The 17,093-nt window shown below is 45.7% G+C and carries 16 protein-coding genes; 2 read left to right on the top strand and 14 right to left on the bottom strand.

Features of this window, described 5'->3' with window-relative positions; all coding sequences use genetic code 11:
• Window positions 1-38: 38 nt before the first annotated feature.
• The 3 genes from AC1S8V_RS15795 to AC1S8V_RS15785 all read right to left on the bottom strand — a co-directional run bounded on the left by AC1S8V_RS15795 (window position 39) and on the right by AC1S8V_RS15785 (window position 5,368).
• Window positions 39-1,280: an FAD-dependent oxidoreductase gene (locus AC1S8V_RS15795; RefSeq protein WP_482069833.1), complete on the bottom strand. Its 1,242-nt coding sequence runs from the start codon at window positions 1,278-1,280 to the stop codon at window positions 39-41.
• 54 nt (window positions 1,281-1,334) lie between these two features.
• Window positions 1,335-4,616, bottom strand: a complete 3,282-nt coding sequence (fabD, locus tag AC1S8V_RS15790) for an ACP S-malonyltransferase (RefSeq protein WP_482069832.1) — start codon at window positions 4,614-4,616, stop codon at window positions 1,335-1,337.
• Window positions 4,617-5,086: 470 nt separating this feature from the next.
• Window positions 5,087-5,368, bottom strand: a complete 282-nt coding sequence (locus AC1S8V_RS15785; protein WP_482069831.1) for a hypothetical protein — start codon at window positions 5,366-5,368, stop codon at window positions 5,087-5,089.
• A 377-nt stretch (window positions 5,369-5,745) separates the two neighbouring features.
• Between AC1S8V_RS15785 and AC1S8V_RS15780 the strand changes: the two genes are divergently transcribed.
• Window positions 5,746-6,195, top strand: a complete 450-nt coding sequence (locus tag AC1S8V_RS15780) for a MarR family winged helix-turn-helix transcriptional regulator (RefSeq protein ID WP_482069830.1) — start codon at window positions 5,746-5,748, stop codon at window positions 6,193-6,195.
• 122 nt (window positions 6,196-6,317) lie between these two features.
• On the opposite strand, the gene vcpD is transcribed toward AC1S8V_RS15780, so the two are convergent.
• The 8 genes from vcpD to AC1S8V_RS15740 are packed head-to-tail and all read right to left on the bottom strand — an operon-like array spanning window position 6,318 to window position 13,540.
• On the bottom strand, window positions 6,318-6,722 hold the full coding sequence (gene vcpD / locus AC1S8V_RS15775) for an ArsD-related vicinal cysteine protein VcpD (protein ID WP_482069829.1): 405 nt from the start codon (window positions 6,720-6,722) through the stop codon (window positions 6,318-6,320).
• A 15-nt stretch (window positions 6,723-6,737) separates the two neighbouring features.
• Window positions 6,738-7,853: a GTP-binding protein gene (locus tag AC1S8V_RS15770; RefSeq protein ID WP_482069828.1), complete on the bottom strand. Its 1,116-nt coding sequence runs from the start codon at window positions 7,851-7,853 to the stop codon at window positions 6,738-6,740.
• A gap of 32 nt (window positions 7,854-7,885) precedes the next feature.
• A complete protein-coding gene (locus AC1S8V_RS15765) occupies window positions 7,886-8,599 on the bottom strand; it encodes an MIP/aquaporin family protein (protein ID WP_482069827.1) in 714 nt (237 codons plus the stop codon).
• Window positions 8,600-8,614: 15 nt separating this feature from the next.
• The gene (arsL, locus tag AC1S8V_RS15760; protein ID WP_482069826.1) at window positions 8,615-9,889 is read right to left on the bottom strand and encodes an arsinothricin biosynthesis radical SAM protein ArsL; all 1,275 of its coding nucleotides are present in this window, start codon (window positions 9,887-9,889) and stop codon (window positions 8,615-8,617) included.
• 36 nt (window positions 9,890-9,925) lie between these two features.
• Window positions 9,926-10,750: a putative arsinothricin biosynthesis methyltransferase ArsM gene (gene arsM, locus AC1S8V_RS15755; RefSeq protein WP_482069825.1), complete on the bottom strand. Its 825-nt coding sequence runs from the start codon at window positions 10,748-10,750 to the stop codon at window positions 9,926-9,928.
• Window positions 10,743-11,957, bottom strand: a complete 1,215-nt coding sequence (locus AC1S8V_RS15750) for an MFS transporter (RefSeq protein ID WP_482069824.1) — start codon at window positions 11,955-11,957, stop codon at window positions 10,743-10,745. Before AC1S8V_RS15750 ends, arsM begins: the two co-directional genes overlap by 8 nt.
• The gene (locus tag AC1S8V_RS15745; RefSeq protein ID WP_482069823.1) at window positions 11,954-13,222 is read right to left on the bottom strand and encodes an ATP-grasp domain-containing protein; all 1,269 of its coding nucleotides are present in this window, start codon (window positions 13,220-13,222) and stop codon (window positions 11,954-11,956) included. Before AC1S8V_RS15745 ends, AC1S8V_RS15750 begins: the two co-directional genes overlap by 4 nt.
• Window positions 13,223-13,234: 12 nt before the next feature.
• A complete protein-coding gene (locus tag AC1S8V_RS15740; RefSeq protein WP_482069822.1) occupies window positions 13,235-13,540 on the bottom strand; it encodes a carboxymuconolactone decarboxylase family protein in 306 nt (101 codons plus the stop codon).
• Window positions 13,541-13,923: 383 nt separating this feature from the next.
• Between AC1S8V_RS15740 and AC1S8V_RS15735 the strand changes: the two genes are divergently transcribed.
• On the top strand, window positions 13,924-14,427 hold the full coding sequence (locus AC1S8V_RS15735; protein ID WP_482069821.1) for an arsinothricin resistance N-acetyltransferase ArsN1 family A: 504 nt from the start codon (window positions 13,924-13,926) through the stop codon (window positions 14,425-14,427).
• Between the two features lie 113 nt (window positions 14,428-14,540).
• Here AC1S8V_RS15735 and AC1S8V_RS15730 read toward each other — a convergent pair whose 3' ends face one another.
• Genes AC1S8V_RS15730 through arsA form a run of 3 tightly spaced genes read right to left on the bottom strand, consistent with a single transcriptional unit; the run spans window position 14,541 to window position 17,086 of the window.
• Entirely contained in the window at window positions 14,541-14,978 is a 438-nt protein-coding gene (locus AC1S8V_RS15730) for a protein-tyrosine phosphatase family protein (protein ID WP_482069820.1), read from the bottom strand.
• A 27-nt stretch (window positions 14,979-15,005) separates the two neighbouring features.
• Complete coding sequence (locus tag AC1S8V_RS15725) at window positions 15,006-15,287, bottom strand: adhesin (protein WP_482069819.1); 282 nt, start codon at window positions 15,285-15,287, stop codon at window positions 15,006-15,008.
• A gap of 17 nt (window positions 15,288-15,304) precedes the next feature.
• Window positions 15,305-17,086 (bottom strand): arsenical pump-driving ATPase, encoded by a 1,782-nt coding sequence (gene arsA, locus AC1S8V_RS15720; protein ID WP_482069818.1) that lies wholly within the window; start codon window positions 17,084-17,086, stop codon window positions 15,305-15,307.
• Window positions 17,087-17,093: the final 7 nt, after the last annotated feature.

The following is a 17,093-nucleotide window of genomic DNA, read 5'->3' as shown; positions in this document are numbered from 1 at the left end:
TGTCTCCTCTCCTTTTGTATCGGCATACTGACCTTTCATCAAGGCTTCATAAGTCCCGCAAAGCGCAGCATGTGTGAAAATGACGGCGGTTTGTCACTGTATCCCGACGTAGTCAGCATTTGTTCCTTCAGCAGATTGGGACATTTGCCGATTCGACGAAAAGCAGCATTGCGAAGCGTCACAAAAGCGCGGTTCTTCACAAACCAGCAATAGGTATGAGCTGTGCTGTTGCGCTGGATGAGACGCACATATTTCCTTCTTTTTTTCTCATACAGGCGAAGCTGACTTTCCGAGCAGTCATCGGTAATGAGCGCTTCTTCCAACGTATTCGACAGTTCGACAGCACCCTGAATCGCCAGATTCATTCCCTGTCCCAGTGCCGGACTTAGAGCATGGCATGCATCTCCTAGCAGAACGGCGCCGTTAATTGCCCATTTTTCGGTATGCAGATAAAAGGCTGGAATGGACTGAACCTGTTTGAAATCCACGATCTGTGATATTTCTTGCTGCAAGTGTGGACAGAGGGACAGCAGCATGCCACGCAACGATTCGATACCGTCCTCCCGGATGCGCTGCCATATATCCTTTCGCAAAGCTAGGTAGATCCGCAGCCTTTGGCCGGGCAAAGGAAAGACTCCGCAGCTTACACCTTCGCCAAAGAAAAAGCTGGCCTCTTCCCTGGTTTGTGTGACATCGTGAAAAGTAAAAGCGAACATTTTTGCCATCTTTTCCTCATAGGGATAAAGGTGATATTTAAGCCCCAGCTGATCACGAATTTTGGACTTGATGCCGTCTGACCCGACAAGGATTTTGCTGCCGATACGTACCTTTTTACCCGCAGAATCTGCTTCGATTCCGCTCACATAATGATCGGTGAACAACAGCTTGCCTGCATTCATGCCGGGGTAGAAGCGTACGTTGGGCATTTCCTCAATGGCATTAAACAGGCTTTGATGAATGTGGTGATGGTCCCCGTTCAGCGCATAACGCACAGGCATGTCCATTTCCTCATAGCTACCCGTAAAACAGTTGACACCCCCAAGCGTGCCATAGTTTACTCGTGCTACATGAGCGCAGTGTTTGGTTACTTCAGGAAGAACGCCAAGCTTGTCCAGCAGATCGATCGTTACCGGCTGAAGAAAATCGCCTTTTGGAATGTTGGGAAATTGTTTTGAGCGTTCAATCAGCACCACCTGTCGACCTTTTCTGCCCATGGCCAGTGCCAGCGCCACGCCTGCAATGCCCGCTCCCACTATAAGCACTTCACTTTCAATATCCATTCGATTCCTCCTTATTGGCTTGTTTCACTGCTCGTCCAATTGTGCTGGACCGTCTTATACCTGTTGAAGCAGGCTTTCGTTAAGCAGTTGGGCTGTTTCTTCCATTAACTTCTCTCCGATCAGGTGCACATGCCGCTGTGTCCAGGATTCAAGCGTTGTTCCTCGTACCCACTGATTAAAAGCACCGAGTGCCGGACCGCAATACACCTGAAAGTCCACCCTGTGCTGATGATTCTCATCCCCCTGAAGCGCCAGTTTGGCGGAGTGCTCCAGATACCATTTGAAGATAACGGCCATTCGGGCCTTGGGACTACGTTCAGCAAGTGCTCTCTCCTGTGTGGTCAGAACGGATTCCATCTCCGCGTAAATGGTGTCAAAGCTTCTTTTGAAATACTGCTCCTGGAGCCTTGTTTTTGTTTTATCATCGATCTCGTCGATGCTGTCGTACTGACGATACAGTTCATGCAGTTTGTTGGCACGCGCAGGAAAATAAACCCCTTTCTTCAGCACCTGTACCTTGCCTCCCAGTTCAAACATGCCTGCTGCGGGCGCATATCCGGTATCCTGGACATTGATTTGCTGAAGCAGTTCCTTTACGATTTGGCTAGTATTAGCTTCGACCGTACATTGATTAATGGAGCCGGTCAGAATAAAGTCCGCCCCCATGACAAATACTGCCGCGGCCGCTTGGGGTGTACCAATACCTCCAGCTGCACCGACCCGAATTGCTTTGGCATAGCCATGCTTTTTCATCATCTGATTGCGCAGGGACAGCATGGCAGGCAGCAGGGTCATGGATACTGCACCATCGGTATATCCGGCACAGTCGGCTTCTGCACAGATGTCATCCGCCATCGGCAATTGCCGCGCCCATTGGGCCTGTTCAGCGGAAATGCGTCCTTCAGCCAGCAATTGATCCAGCATATGCTGCGGAGCTGGACTCATAAACAGCTCTGCCACCTCTGGACGGGAGCATTTGGCGAGAAGAAGATGAGATGAAGCCATAGTACCATCGGATCTGCGATAGATTCCTTTGACCCGATAGTGGACAAGTGCCGAAGTCATGCCCAGAAATCCTTTTGCTTCCATCTTGTTCAGGCCCAATCTAAGCATTAACTTGATCATCTCTTCCTCGCGCTGAGGGTGGAGAGGATCATGAAGCACATTCAATCCCCAACAAGGTTGGACAGTCAATTCTTGGCGGATGGACATCACCGCCTCTTCCACTTCTTCAGTGCGTAGTCCGCCTGTTCCGAGAAAGCCGACCATGCCAGCTTTTGCAAGTGTTGTGATCATCGCCACAGACGAAATTCCGCCAAACATACCACCCGCAACGTACGCCAGCCTGGCGCCGTAATCCTGCCTGAATTCAGCGCTGCCCATCCGTTCAGATCGGAAACGCCGCGAACTGCTGAACGGATGGGCAGCGGTCTCAGACACCCGCAGTGATTCATCCGTAGGTACGTCCTTTATCACTGCGGGTGAAGCCGCAGGTGATTCAACGGATAATTTCTCCACAAAAAGTGGCTGAGCCTGAGTCTGGATAGCTTGTACGAGTTTGCTTAGAGCTTTGCCGGGTCCAATCTGCACAATGTCGCTAACCCCTTTTCCCATCAGGTATCGAATGGTATCGGTCCATTGCACAGAGGACGTCATCTGCTCCACCATGTTGTGCTGCACATGATCGATGGTATAGGGTCTCGCCTCGACATTCGAAATAACGGATAGCGTCGGGGCAGCAAACTGAAATTGCTTGAGATATGCAGCAAATTGCTGCTTGGCTGCTTCCATATATCTGGAGTGAAATGCGCCGCTCACATTCAAGATGACGTAGTTCGATGCACCTTCCTGCTCAAACACAGGCTTCGCCTGGATTAGCAATTCCTGCGGACCCGAAATAACGATCTGACTGGGACTGTTGATATTGGCGATATCCAAGTGGTCAAGGCCATGCTGCAAAAGAATCTTACGCACCACATCCGCATTTAGGCCAATCACAGCAGCCATCCCACCGCCCTCTGCCCTTCCCATCAATTCACCGCGGAACTGGACGATACGAAGTCCGGTTGCAAAATCAAACACACCTGCAGCCAGCAATGCATTAAATTCGCCCAAACTGTGTCCCGCAGCATAGTCTGGCTTCCCCTGTTGCTCAAGTTCCCTGTAGTACATCAGGGCATTGACGGTGTACAGGGCCGGCTGGGTGTATTCCGTACGTTTGAGTCGGTCTCCGGGGTCCTCAAGACACAGCTCACGTATGGAATATCCCAATATTTCATCTGCGGTGCGGACTAGGTCCGGATAGTGATTCCAAACGTCTTGCCCCATGCCCTTGAACTGCGAGCCTTGCCCTGGAAATACATAAGCCCTCATGCTCTGCTCCCCCCTCTGAATGTTCATGGACGGCTGTTGATATTGCCTGGCCACGCTCTCCAACTGTTCCTTATCCCTGTAAAAGGGAGATAACAAAATGACCGCCGCTGATGAATCTCGTTTGTCTGCAAGCCGCTTCACAAAACCTGCAAGCGTGCCGCCCGGACTGATATCGATATAGTGATGCGGTCCGGCAAATTCAAGCTTTTGTATTGCTTCGCGAAAGAGAATTGGTTTTCGCGCAACCTGCCAGAAATGATTTTGTGCAATTCGGGCAGCCTGCCCTCCAGTCATACAGGAGATTAAAGGGATTTGGGGGGCAGCAAATTTAAAGGCCTGCAAATCCTCCGTGTATGCTGCCTCTGCGCTATCAATCCATTGAGAATGATAGGCAAAAGAAACCGGGAGCATCTGACATAGCACAGCATGCGATGTAAGCCACTCCTGCACTTTTGTCAGTGCATGAACCGGTCCGGAAATAACAAAATGCCCGTCGTAATTGACGGACACCAAGCTACAATATTCAATTTCCGGAAGTTCCGGATACAGAGATGCATCTCCCAATATCGCTAGCATCGCGCCAGAAGGGCAATGTTGCTCGAATCGTATTGCCTGCTTCATAACACAGCGCAAGCCATCTTTTGCACTGAATATGCCCGCAATGGCAGCGGCGGCAAATTCGCCAAGGCTGCTGCCAAGGACGTAATCAGGTATCACGCCACGAGTCAATAACGATTGGGCAAGTGCATATTCCACCATATAGATGGCGGGATGCGACAGAATTGTACGTTCGAAGCGGTCCTCATCGGTTGACGATTCGCCGTACATATACTGGACGATTGACTCGCCCCCGCATTCCAAAACCGTTTGATCCAGAGCAAGCATCGTTTCCCTGAACAATGCATCCTGCTCAAACAGCTCCTTCCCCATCCGCGGATACTGCGATCCTTGTCCAGAAAACATAAAAACTACGGGATCGCTCAGCGTGAGCACCTCCTTACAAGCGCATCAATAGACATATCAAATAAACTCCGCTATCCCAAGTACAAGGGACAGAAGAATGTAATTTAACACAAAACTATCATTATATATGCATTTTCCTATCTTCAACGTGCCGAAACAACGATTGAATTAGTTGAAAAGCTTGTTGAATATACTATAAACAATTTTGTAATTTTTGTAAATGATGGATTTTGTAAAAAGTCATTGTGCAACGTAAAATGACGAATAACATTGTATTATAAATATAAAAATAGAAAAATGGTGTAGTTTTGTGTCATTATTTTTTCCATAAATCAGAATCTCGGAAGATTAAATGGATAGAACACAATCGAATAACTAACAATTGATGTCACTTTTATGCTTTGTCTATCTGAAGAAAAGCTATATTAAAGCTGCCGCCGTTTTCACATACTTTAACGAACTTTTTAAACTTATTCATCGAATCTATAATTGTACCATGTTGTCCCTCGACATGTAGATTGCTTGTTCAAAAAAAGCATCGTAATCTCGAAGCGTTTACTACTGGAGTCTATATAAAAACGACTTTTACTCCACGATTTCACCCCTTCAAGTGTTCCAACTTTGAGTTTAATTCCCCCGTCCTCCACGTTTCCCCAACGTACTTTGACCAGCTCATTCAGTGTCACACCCACGCCTTTCGGCTCAGGAGAATAGCCGGGGGGCCAACTTGTGTATCCTGGTTCTCCACGCATGTCATCAAGTTTTTCTTAATCTCCTGTCTCCAAACTTCCCAGAGTTCGTCCGTTCTATATTTTAAGGAATCTCTTCTGCCTCAACAATTTATACTTCGAGTAACAAAGCCTTTAACAACAAGGTTTAGTGAGTTCCTGGTTTGAGCCACGCCGCTTGATTGATCGCCTGTTAGCTTAACAAATTAACAGGCGAAAATTGATTAGATACATGCCTAATCGGTAATCGGACTATGTTCCTGTCCATTACGGTAATCGGTATAAGTTCTTGTCCCTCGACATTCACTATAATATGTCAATACTTCCCACTAGCGAAAATCCAAATAAACAATTGTTATTTGTCATGTCATAAGATATAACTGAGATGAGGTGATTAAAACATGGAAAATGTACGCGAGTTATTCCAAATCATGACCAGGCGGTTTGGTCTGCTCAATAAGAATTGTTGTACCGTGGGAGGCATCGATGTGTCTCCGGTTCAAAGTCATATTTTGTATGAGGTAGATCGTCAGCACAATCCCTCCATGCAGCAAATTGCCGACACTTTAGGAACAGATATTACAACCTTCAGTAGACAGGTCCAATCCTTGGTAAAGCTTAAATTGCTTATGAAAACACCGGATTCCACAGACCGACGTGTATATCTACTGTCACTTACAACCGAGGGGAAATTTGTAGCAACAACCATTGATCAGCAAATGAATGCCTATCTCGATGAAATTTTTTCGCACATGAGTGGATTCGAGAAAGAGATGGTGATTAATTCAATTAAACTATTGAATAATGCAATGCTTCAATCTGACAACTGTTGTCAACCTGTAAAGGGGTAATCTCACATCATACTCCGACGCGTCCAATAGAGACAGTGGTTTAATATAGCTAATAATTTCCTACATGTATGTTACATAATATAAGAAGACCACCGAGATCCCACGGTGGTCTTCTTATATTATTACATTGTATTCATGGAGCGCAGCGCTTTCTCAAGCGACTCATATTCAACATGCTGGGCAAAACTCAGAAGCTCACCATTAATGACCACCGCAGGTGTAGCAAACTCGAAGATCTTATCTGACTGAATATGCGCAAAGCCTCGCTCCTCAAATAGAGATTTTAATTTCCGTTTTGCAAGCGCCCGATCCATCGGAAGGGAATAATCATATACGTGAATCATTACCTCGTGTTCGAAAGTCTCTTTTAACCTTCGCTTGAGTTCCGTATATTCATCCAAAGAAGCAGAGTCGTCTGGAGCAGTGCAACATTCAGCGGATTCCATCCCATACACATCGCAGCAATCCGTTGCTTGCTGTACATTTATATTTGGAAAAAGTTCAATGGAGTTCTTTGTGTTCAACATATATTCCTCCTGACGTTAAGAAGTTACTTTCAGCCGATGCGTCGGTTGTGGAGGCAGTGGACTAAAGCATTCGTGATACGTTTGTTCCCAAACCGTCCCAAGCTCCTGATCCACGGAGGCAATTGCATCCGCTACTACCAAATCCAATAGTCCCGGTGAAGCTTCAATCCGAATGTTGAGAACGACCCGATACTGATTTCCCTTATGTGAATAACTGTTAGTGTATACGGGGTGTGCACCTGTCTGAACGACACTTGCCTTGACATAGCCTGTATCATTACCAGCATGTACTTTCAAATGCGCTACGGCCATCTTTTCCCTCAAAAAATGCCCGTTTAATTTACTTAGAAGTCCATTTACCCACTGCTGAGGATCAAATGTTTTTCCATTCGGATGCTTCACATCACCCAGCACATTCATCCACGCAAGCTTCGCTTCGCCTTCAGCATATACACTGTAATCAATATCCAAAAGTTTGTGACCGCTTGGAATCGTGCTATTATATAAATCGAGTAGAGTGGCTAAGTGAGTACCTGTAGTCGCCGAGATCGGCTGTATGAATGAATTCGGATAGCGCTGATGAAGATAGGTGACTACTTTATCCATCTCTTCTTCCGTATACTGATCCAACTTATTTACGGCGATAATATCGGCCTCGGCCAACTGTTTTTCAAAAATATAACTTACCGATTGAGAAAACAGAAGTTTGCCTCCCTCTTCGTCATTCAATTCAACCAATAACCTGGCCGGATCAACCACGATGGTTAAGGGAACCGTTGTGAACTCATTCGCATAATTCTGTTTTAAGGGTTGAATGACGGTTGCGGCGAGATCCGTGCAGCTGCCAACGGCTTCACAAATGATGTAATCAGGCTTTTTATCCATTGCAAGTTGGTTTAAATGTTCATACAGGTCCTCGAATCGACAACAGAAACATCCCCCGGTTACTTCTTTGGTATCCAGTCCACTGGTTTGTGCGAGTTCCGTATCAATCAATTCTTTGCCTTGGTCGTTGGTAATAATCGCTACCTGTTTTCCCTGCTCTTGCAAAACGTTGGCCATTTGTATCATTGTTGTTGTTTTGCCCGCTCCGAGGAATCCGCCAAGCAACACCATTTGGACCTTTTTCATGTAAAAGTGCCTCCTCTTTCATTCAAAATGGATTATTCATGAATGATTCTGTAGACATAAGCAGCTGTGATCGCGCCCATGGTCGTCCATACGATATATATCCATAAAAACTCAAAGTGTCCGGAGGCCAAGGCTGGACCTAAAGAGCGTGCAGGGTTCATGGATGCTCCGCTTACAGGACCTCCAAACATCGCTTCCAAGGCGACGGTGCCTCCTATAGCGATCCCGGCAAATGATTTTGAAGCTTTGGCATGGACAGCAGAACTTAAAATGACCATCATCAAAATAAAGGATAGAATGAATTCCAGAATGGCACTCTGCAGCCAATGTCCCGAAGGAATTGTCGCCCCCAATCGCCCTACATTACCAAACATGAATAACAAAGTAAGACTTGCGGCGTATGCGCCAATACATTGGATGAGAACAAAAGAGAAGGCTTCAATTGCTGTGATTTGTCTCGAAAAATAGAAAGCGATTGTAACCGCCGGATTAAAATGTGCTCCTGATACATGCCCAAAGGCGTAGATTAACACCATGACAACGAGTCCAAAGGTAATCGCTACCCCAATATGGGTTAAAGTCCGTGTGGTGGTATCCACCACTACGGCACCTGTGCCGGCAAACACCAGAAAATAACTTCCGATCCATTCGGCGATCCATTTTTTTCGGAGATCAAGTAGTAGAGAACTGCGACTGGTTTCAAAGTTTATCATTGGAAAACCATCTTTGACTTCTGTCGCATTCAAACGGTTGTCCCCCTCTTAACATTTTAAACAGCAGCGTTTAAAAATACCGTCTTCAGGAACCGTAACGATCTCTTGAAAGAGTTCATCCATATCGGGGTTAGGGTGTTTCCATTCGTAATAGAACTCATGTTCAATCAGTTCAAGCGATTGTATGGAAGCTTGTCTTAATAAAGGAGAACCCTTATACAAATACAGTCTGGTTTCATATTGTATTGGATCAATAATGTCTTTTAGTTGATTATCGTCTACAAAAGAACGGAAAGTCGTTAAATCATCGGTATTGGTCCAGGGGTTGAACATGATGAAGGTTGGATTAAGTGAGATCTCGATGTGGCGGAGATACGCAATCGCCTGTTCGATATCTTGAATAGAAGTGTCCTTGGCTACGGCATCCAGCACAATTTCGGATGGGAACTCTAAGGCTGAGGTAATGAACTTCACACCGAGCGCTTTCATTTCGGCTAATGTTTCCTTATTTTCAAGAATGTGATCTACCCGGGTAGTGAAGTCATAGGTGAGATTCGGAAATTCCTCGTGCAGCTGACGTAATATCTTGATACCGTGGTATTTGGCATTAAAAAAGTCTGCATCAATAAAAGATAAATGTGTCATTCCTCCTGCCACAAGGTTCCTGACATCCTGTAGTACAATCGATTCAGGTACCAGGATCACTTTACCCTCATAGGCGGCATACACCGAGCAATACAGGCATTTATGATGACAACCACGTGCGATTTCAGTCGAGCCCACGATTTGTTCAGAACCTAATAGTTTGTTGATTTGCTTCTGAGGATACTTGTAGAGAGGCGGTAGCATATGCCGTGTGGGAACACTCAAATGATCTCTCGACATATACGGATGAATTTCTTTGCCTTGCAGAGCATCACGTCCGATGAGAATGCCATCCAAGGTGCAATCGGTATCTCCAGACAAATACTTCGCGAGATTGACCAAAGGCCTCTCCCACTCCCCGCAAACACAGGAATCGCTATACGTCCCGGCAAGCCTGCTGGCATTAATGGTTGCATGCTGGCCAAAGTACGTAATGTGTGCCTTCGGATTAACCCGGCGAATGATATGCGTTAGCTCGGTGGCCGCTTGCACAGCATCAAATAATGGAATGGAAATAGCGATAAGCTCTTGATTGAGAAAACGTTCCTCTTCTATTCCTTCAACGTAGGTATCCAGCACCGCCACATCGAAACCTGCATGTAAAAAAGCGGTCAACGCGGTAGCAACCGTCATTGGTTGATAGCCACCTTCAAAGTTAGAAACCAACAGGACCTTCATGAGCCTTCCTCCCTTTCTTTCAAGGTTCTCCTTCGGTTAAGCCTTCGTGGCTTTAATCAAGTAATAGCCCACGTTCTCTTCCAGAAAATGATGAGCCTCAGCATGATTCTGCTGAAATTGCAGATATTCATCTTTATACTCCTGACTTGATTCCATCAGTTCAATGTAACGTTTGTTTTTGTCATCTGTAAAATTGATTACTTCCAAATCGGTATAACCCGCATTTTCAATTTGGGCAATGTTTTCGCTTAACTGGATACTCCCGGCACGGCAGCCACTGACCAAAGACAAATCATTCTTGATGGAGGACGGAACGGGCGCATACGAAACAAAATCCGTATAGATCAAGGTTCCCCCGGGTGCTAACACACGTGTGATTTCCTGGATCGCCTTAAGCCGATCAGGTATCAGGTTGAGAACACACTCACTGTATATCAAATCAAACTGGGCATCCATATACGGAAGAGACTGCACATCTGCAACAAAGAAGCCCATCTTTTTACGTGATTCATCCGGTAATTGGCTGCTTTTTTCTCTGGCACGGGCAATCATACTCTCACTGAAATCTACGCCAATAAACTGTTTTCCTTGTTCATGCGACTCCACCAAAGAGAGCAGCGTTGTCCCCATACCACAACCAATATCAAGAATTCGCTGTTGATCTGAAGCAAGAACAAACTCTTTAATACGTTCTGTAGGTCCGGACGGAGAAAATTTATCCGTTCCTTCAGAGTAGCTTCCTTCCCCTTCAGCTACAGCGTTGTAAAAGTCTTTAATCGCTTGCGTTGCGGCATCCATTTCAGCTGGACCAGGTGAGCAGCAGTTTGAAACATTGGAAACAACCAGTTCTTGTTTAGACATTTGTTATTTCTCCCTTCGAGATGCTTTGTATTTTTATGGAACGGACATAGGCAGACCACAATATATAGAAAACAAGGGTGCCTACAATCCAAAGGAAACCTGAGAAATAAAATGTAGTGTCAATATGAAATGTGTCCATTAGAATGCCAGACGTCAGTGGACCCACAATCATTCCCAGGCTTGTCGCCGAACCCAGGAAGCCCATCGTCGCGCCCATTCCCGCCTCTCTTCCTAGAACAGTGGACAGTGCCGAAGAGGCAGCAAGCGTGACTGCAGACGTTAGTCCGGTTCCAACCATCAGTATGGCGATTGTCCACAGCGAATGCATGGAAGGAAACAGCACCAAAAGAACCGTGGTTAACATGGATGAGATCAGAATTAATTTCATTTTGTTAAAACGGTCAACGATCCAGCCCAGTGGGACCTGTGTAGCACCTATGATGATGTTGTTCAAGGCAATTAAAAAACCGATCATCAGGGCATTAAGCCCTCTGCTCTGGGCGTATAGGGTGAAGAATGAAATCATGAACATGGAGAGAACAGCAACAATAACATTGACGGAGGATAACGCCAGAATCCCGGGATGTCGCCAGGGAGAACCCTTCAGATGAGTACTCTCTGAGACGGATTCGTTCGGATCAGCCACATCGATATCTTTCTTCGTCCGTGATGAAGGTAAGGCAAAAACAATAATTAAGGCGATCACCGCAAGGCCGAGTAAGGAGAAAAATGCATTCTGTGTCCCATACTGATCCGAAATATATCCACCGAGCAACGGTCCCAATCCATTTGCCAGAAAAATAGCTGTGTTGTAAATCCCCATATATTTGCCTTCTTGTCCTTTAGGGCTAATCTCTCCCATGTAGGCCATAGCCATAGGCAGCATCATGGCTGAAGCTACACCGTGAAGTAGCCGTGCCCCCAGAAGACCCGCTATACTACTTGCCAATCCATAACTTAGTGCTATAAAGGGATAAAGTATCAGGCTATAGATCAGGATGGCTTTTGGCCCTTTCTTGTCAGCCAATCGACCGATCGGTGTGCCGATTACAAGACGAACCACGTAAAAACCGCTGTACAATGTGCCGACCCACAGACCCGTGGCTCCTAAATTTTTCGCATACGGAGCGAGTAAAGGAGCAACAATTCCAGTACCTACGACCAATATAAAGACAGATAAACATAGGAAAATGATATTCTTTTTCATAAGACACCCATACGTCTATCTGTGGACGAGGGTACCTTTCCATCTTGATCCTTTGTTATGAAAAAATGCATGGCTTCTTTCGCAGTATCCATGATTAGAGATGCGTGTTTTCCATCTACACCATGAGCAATCATATAACCCAATCGATTATAGTTGCTTTCCGTCATAACGACGTGATCTCCATCTTGAACAGAGCATTCTACTTGTTCAATACCTTCTATCGATTGAGCGACTTGCTTGTCCAATCGAACATATCCTTCTTGATCTGCAAGCAAAAACTGAATTTGCGCAGAATCTGTTACGGGTGTGTCACGAGGAGCGCTCGCAAAGGCTCCACCCGTAACGATATGAAATGCCAATTTACGCAGATCATATCCGGTAACTGCATGCACCAAGCGGTGAATTTGGTCTCCGCCTACCCTGGCATTCACCTCAATTATTTTCGGTCCTTGAGGTGACAGCTTAACCTCCGTGTGGGCGACAATATAATCTGCTCCCAGGACTGTCAAGGCCTGAATGACAAGTTCACGAATCAAGGCGGCGTCCTGCTCTGATAATCGAGCGGGAACCAAGTGTCCTTCTTCAATTAAAGCGGATGTATTTTTAGCGGTAATGGCAATGATATGTGTGGCTCCATTGATCGTACATGATTCGACACTGAATTCAGGTCCTTCGATATATTCCTCTACGAGAATATGCTTCTCCAAAGGTTGCCCAACCCAATTTTGAACCTTCGTGCTGATCAGTTCTGCAGCGGTCCATGCTTCTTCTAATGTATTGCACTTCTGTACCATATGACTGCCTGCATCATTGGAAGGTTTTACGATTACGGGTAAATTCATTTCGCTAAGAACAAGGAGTATTTCTGCAGGTGACTGGATTAATGCGTATTGAATGGGGGATACCTGATGTCGGGTTAAACATGCGCGGGTTTGCGCTTTGCTGCGGCAATTTTGAGCGGCCTCTGAAGATAAGTGGTATTGCAGACCCAGGGCCTCAGCTATTTTCGCACCCAGAACGATGCGATATTCATTGTTCGTGTATACCGCAGTTATGGGAATCCTTTTTGATATCTCGAGCGCTTTGGCGACTACATCGTCTTCCTGATTCAAGTCCATTTCGATAGGAAAATCTGCAATGATGGCATCTTCAAGAGGGATCTGTGTATTCAGGAGAATAATCCTATACCCCTGTTCCTTGACGAAAAGGATTTCTTCAACATCATCTCGCCGACCAATAAGCAGAACTGCAGGATGATTTACCATTTCAATCCCTCCTTATCTGCAACACTCCGATTGGGAACTTTGTGGCAGGTTAACTGCATGACTGGAGCTTTCCACATTGAACAATTTCCTCGTTTGGGTCGCGGCGATGATGCCAGCTACCTGGCCGATTTCTTCGTTCGTTATGAATTCTTGCTTGGCAGATATCAGTGCCTTCTTTACCTCTTCTTGATCACCAGCGATCATCGCACTCGTCAGTTGTACTAACGCTCGATCCCTGGCTGAAAGGTGTTCAGCTTTCAGAGCTTCTTCCACAAAATCGGTGTACTTTTGATGTAACTCAGGCAGTAATTGGAGCATGTTAAACTCACCTCGCATTAGAATGGGTTGCTCATTTATATCAATCCATCTTTTATGTAAAGACAGACATGATAGCATGCCGGAAATAGTTGTTTAACGCAAGTATTTACATGTCCTGTTATATATTTGGAACCAAAGTGAATTCGACCGAATCGTTGAAAAATCTTCATAATTCAAGTTTTTTCACCTTATAATAAGGATTAAAAACCCATTTACTTGAATAATTTTCCTTTATTATATTCTGTTAATTTGCAAATAGCAACTTTATTTTTCGTTCTTCAGCATGTAATTCAAGTGTTGATTTCCAAAAGTAGTCATGCTAGAGTTTGTTCATGAATCTATCCTTATTTACATTAGGTAGAATAAAAGGGAGGGATTGTTCTATGCAAACGGTATTCATCCGACAAGCCAAAGTGAACGATTTAACCCATATACTAAGCATCTATAATCAAGGCATTGAAGATCGAATTGCGACACTGGAAACGCAAACAAAAGATATGATATACATACAAAAGTGGTTTAACGAGCATCAAGGAAGACATGTCGTACTGGTGGCTGAGGTGTCAGATCAAGTCATTGGATGGGCGTCGTTGAATCCATACTCCCACCGATGTGCTTATAGTGGAGTCGCTGATTTGTCGATATATATTCATAGAGAGTATCGTGGAAAAGGCATTGGAAATACGCTCCTTCTGGAGTTGGAGGATGAAGCGAGGAAGCATAACTTTCATAAAATTGTGTTGTTCACCTTCTCCTTTAATAAGGCTGGACAGGGTTTATACCAAAAGTCGGGATACCGCACTGTAGGCGTTTTTGAACAACAAGGTATGATGGATGGGGAGCTGATCGACGTTATGATTATGGAAAAACTCATTCAACAAGCTTAAATACACTGTACACTGATTAAAAAGAAGAGTTCAGCATACCTCAGAGCTCTCCTGAAAATGCTAAAAGGACGTTGTCATGGAGTATGACAACGTCCCCTGATGAAGAAGCGGTATTAACTGTTCTTTGCCTCGAACATATTTTTCAGCACATTACGCATTTCAGGTTTGATTGAAATATCCGGACGTCTCTCCATGGCCAGTTTTTCAGCTTCTTCAACTGTAGCGGCTTCACCCAGATTCATCAACAGAGCTGTAGCTACGGTTCCGGTACGGTTCCGACCACCAGCACAGTGAAAGAATATTTTTTTACCTGCTTGAACTGCCTCCGTCACGGCTTGAATGGCTGACTTGATGGATTCCTCCTGATCATTCCGATCTTCAACAATCGGATAATGATGTCGCTTGGCCGAATCAGGAAACCCCTCTTGCGCCTTACCGTCATCCCGGAGATCAAATACTTCAGTGACACCTTGCTCCTTGATCGCACTCAGCGCAGCATCTGCTCCTCCAATATATACTTTACCTTTAACGAGTTCATGATAGTTAGACATCGTTATCCTCTCCTTCTCTAGTTGTACTTAACAGCAGCTTGAGCCTCCACTAACGACCAGTCCAGGTCCATCAGCAGATTGTTCCACATCCAGGGTAATCGATTCTATGGTAGCTACAATCTCAGGATCGATAGCTACGCGTATCGCATTGATTTCCTGTACCACATCGTTCTCTGCAGGATCAGAGAGCCCTAGTTGAAAACTGGGTCCACAGCATCCGCCGCCAACCATGGCAAACCGAAGCGTATGCACGCCTGCTTCTCTCATCATTGCCTCAATATAGGTTTTGGCACCATCAGTAATGATCATTGTCAGTTGTCTCCTCTCTATACTTTGCTTGTACTTCCCGCTTCAGTCCAGGTCTTTAAGCTGTCATAACCCACTACTTCTCTGGATTCCCATGGTATAATCACAGTGTTTCCATCCGAAGCTTTATGAATCTGCTGAATCCATTCCTGTTCAGCGATGGCCCGTCCGCTAAGTATGGGGTCCGTGGTGTCTGTCACGGCAAAACTTTGATTAATGGTCCACCACTTGGTTGGTATACTGGCCCGCTGCAAGTCCTGTTCCAAACGAAAAGCCTCATAATATGGTGTAGCCTCTGCGAGTGTAACAATGACAACACTTGTTTCTTTCGGGTCACGAAGTCGTGGTAACAAATGCTGAACCGCAGCGGGTATGACACCTGCAGAACGGGAAATCTCTTTATGGTACTCTTCTGTTGCATCGAGAAGAAGTAACGTATGCCCTGTTGGAGCCGTATCAATAACGACAATCTCATCGCTGCTTCGTTCAACCAGATTGGCAAATGCACGGAAAACTGCAATTTCTTCAGTGCAAGGTGATCTTAAATCTTCTTCCAGGTAAGCCAGACCATCCTCATCCAAAGAATCCTTGTTCTGCTCCAGGACTTCCTGTTTATATCGTTCCAGTTCAACCTTCGGATCGATACAACTCACGGTGATGTTGTCCGTCTCTTGTTCGAGCACATGACTCAGATGGGAAGCGGGATCGGTTGTGCTCAGATGTACCCGGTGACCTCTCTCTGCTAGGCCAACTGCAATAGCCGATGCAACCGTTGTTTTGCCTACGCCGCCTTTTCCCATGGTGAAAATCACTCGGATCCCCTTGTTCTCCATATCATCTACGAGATGTTGCAAAGGGAAAACCAACGAAGAATTTACATTTTTCTCTTTTACCCGCCTAACCTCCGGGGCATCGAAGAAATGTCGCAAATGCTCAATGCCAGTGATGTTAAACGGCGCTAAAGGAATTTGATAGATTGGAAGCTGTTGAACAGCATCAGGAAGTTTCTCCAATGCACGTACCTGTCGACCGTAAAAAGCAGAAGAAACCGTATCCTGCTCCATAACCGAAGAAAGCATCCCGTTCACGATCAACAACTGATTCTGAATACCGATCTCTCCAAGCTCTTGCGATGCCCGCGCAGCTTCCTTCAGCGGCGAATCATCCGGACGAGTCACCAGTACAAGTGTCGTCTCGTTGGAATCAGACAAGGTCTGGACGGCATCCTCATATAATGTTTTTTTCGCTTCCAGACCGGCAAGCGGTCCCAGACAGGAAGCCCCATGTGTACTTTCAGATAAAAACCCGCTCCAGGCAGTCGGCAATTGCAACAAACGCAGCGTGTGCCCTGTCGGAGCCGTATCGAACAAGATGTGATCATACTGCTCTCGCAGTTCTTGATTAGTCAGCATGGAACTGAACTCATTAAAGGCAGCTATTTCAACCGTACAGGCTCCAGATAATTGCTCTTCCATCGTCGCGATTACTGTATCTGGAAGCACGCCGCGGTAAGGCCCAACCATTACAGCTTTGTACTCATTAGCAGCGGTTTCAGGATCGAGATTGGCGGCATCCAGATTTTTCATTCCAATTACAGGTACGGGGTGATTAGAAAGCTCCATACCAAAAACATCCTGTAGGTTAGAAGCTGGATCGGTGCTCACCAGCAAAACACGCTTCCCCGAATCGGCAAGGGATACGGCTGTTGCACAAGCCGTGGACGTCTTGCCTACGCCCCCTTTTCCGGTAAAAAACAGATAAGGGGTTAACGACATGGATTTCGGTTCAAATCGGTTTAACATGTTGAGA

This window comes from Paenibacillus sp. B46(2026) (genome assembly GCF_056786355.1).
This window is presented reverse-complemented; position numbering and strand designations above follow the sequence as displayed.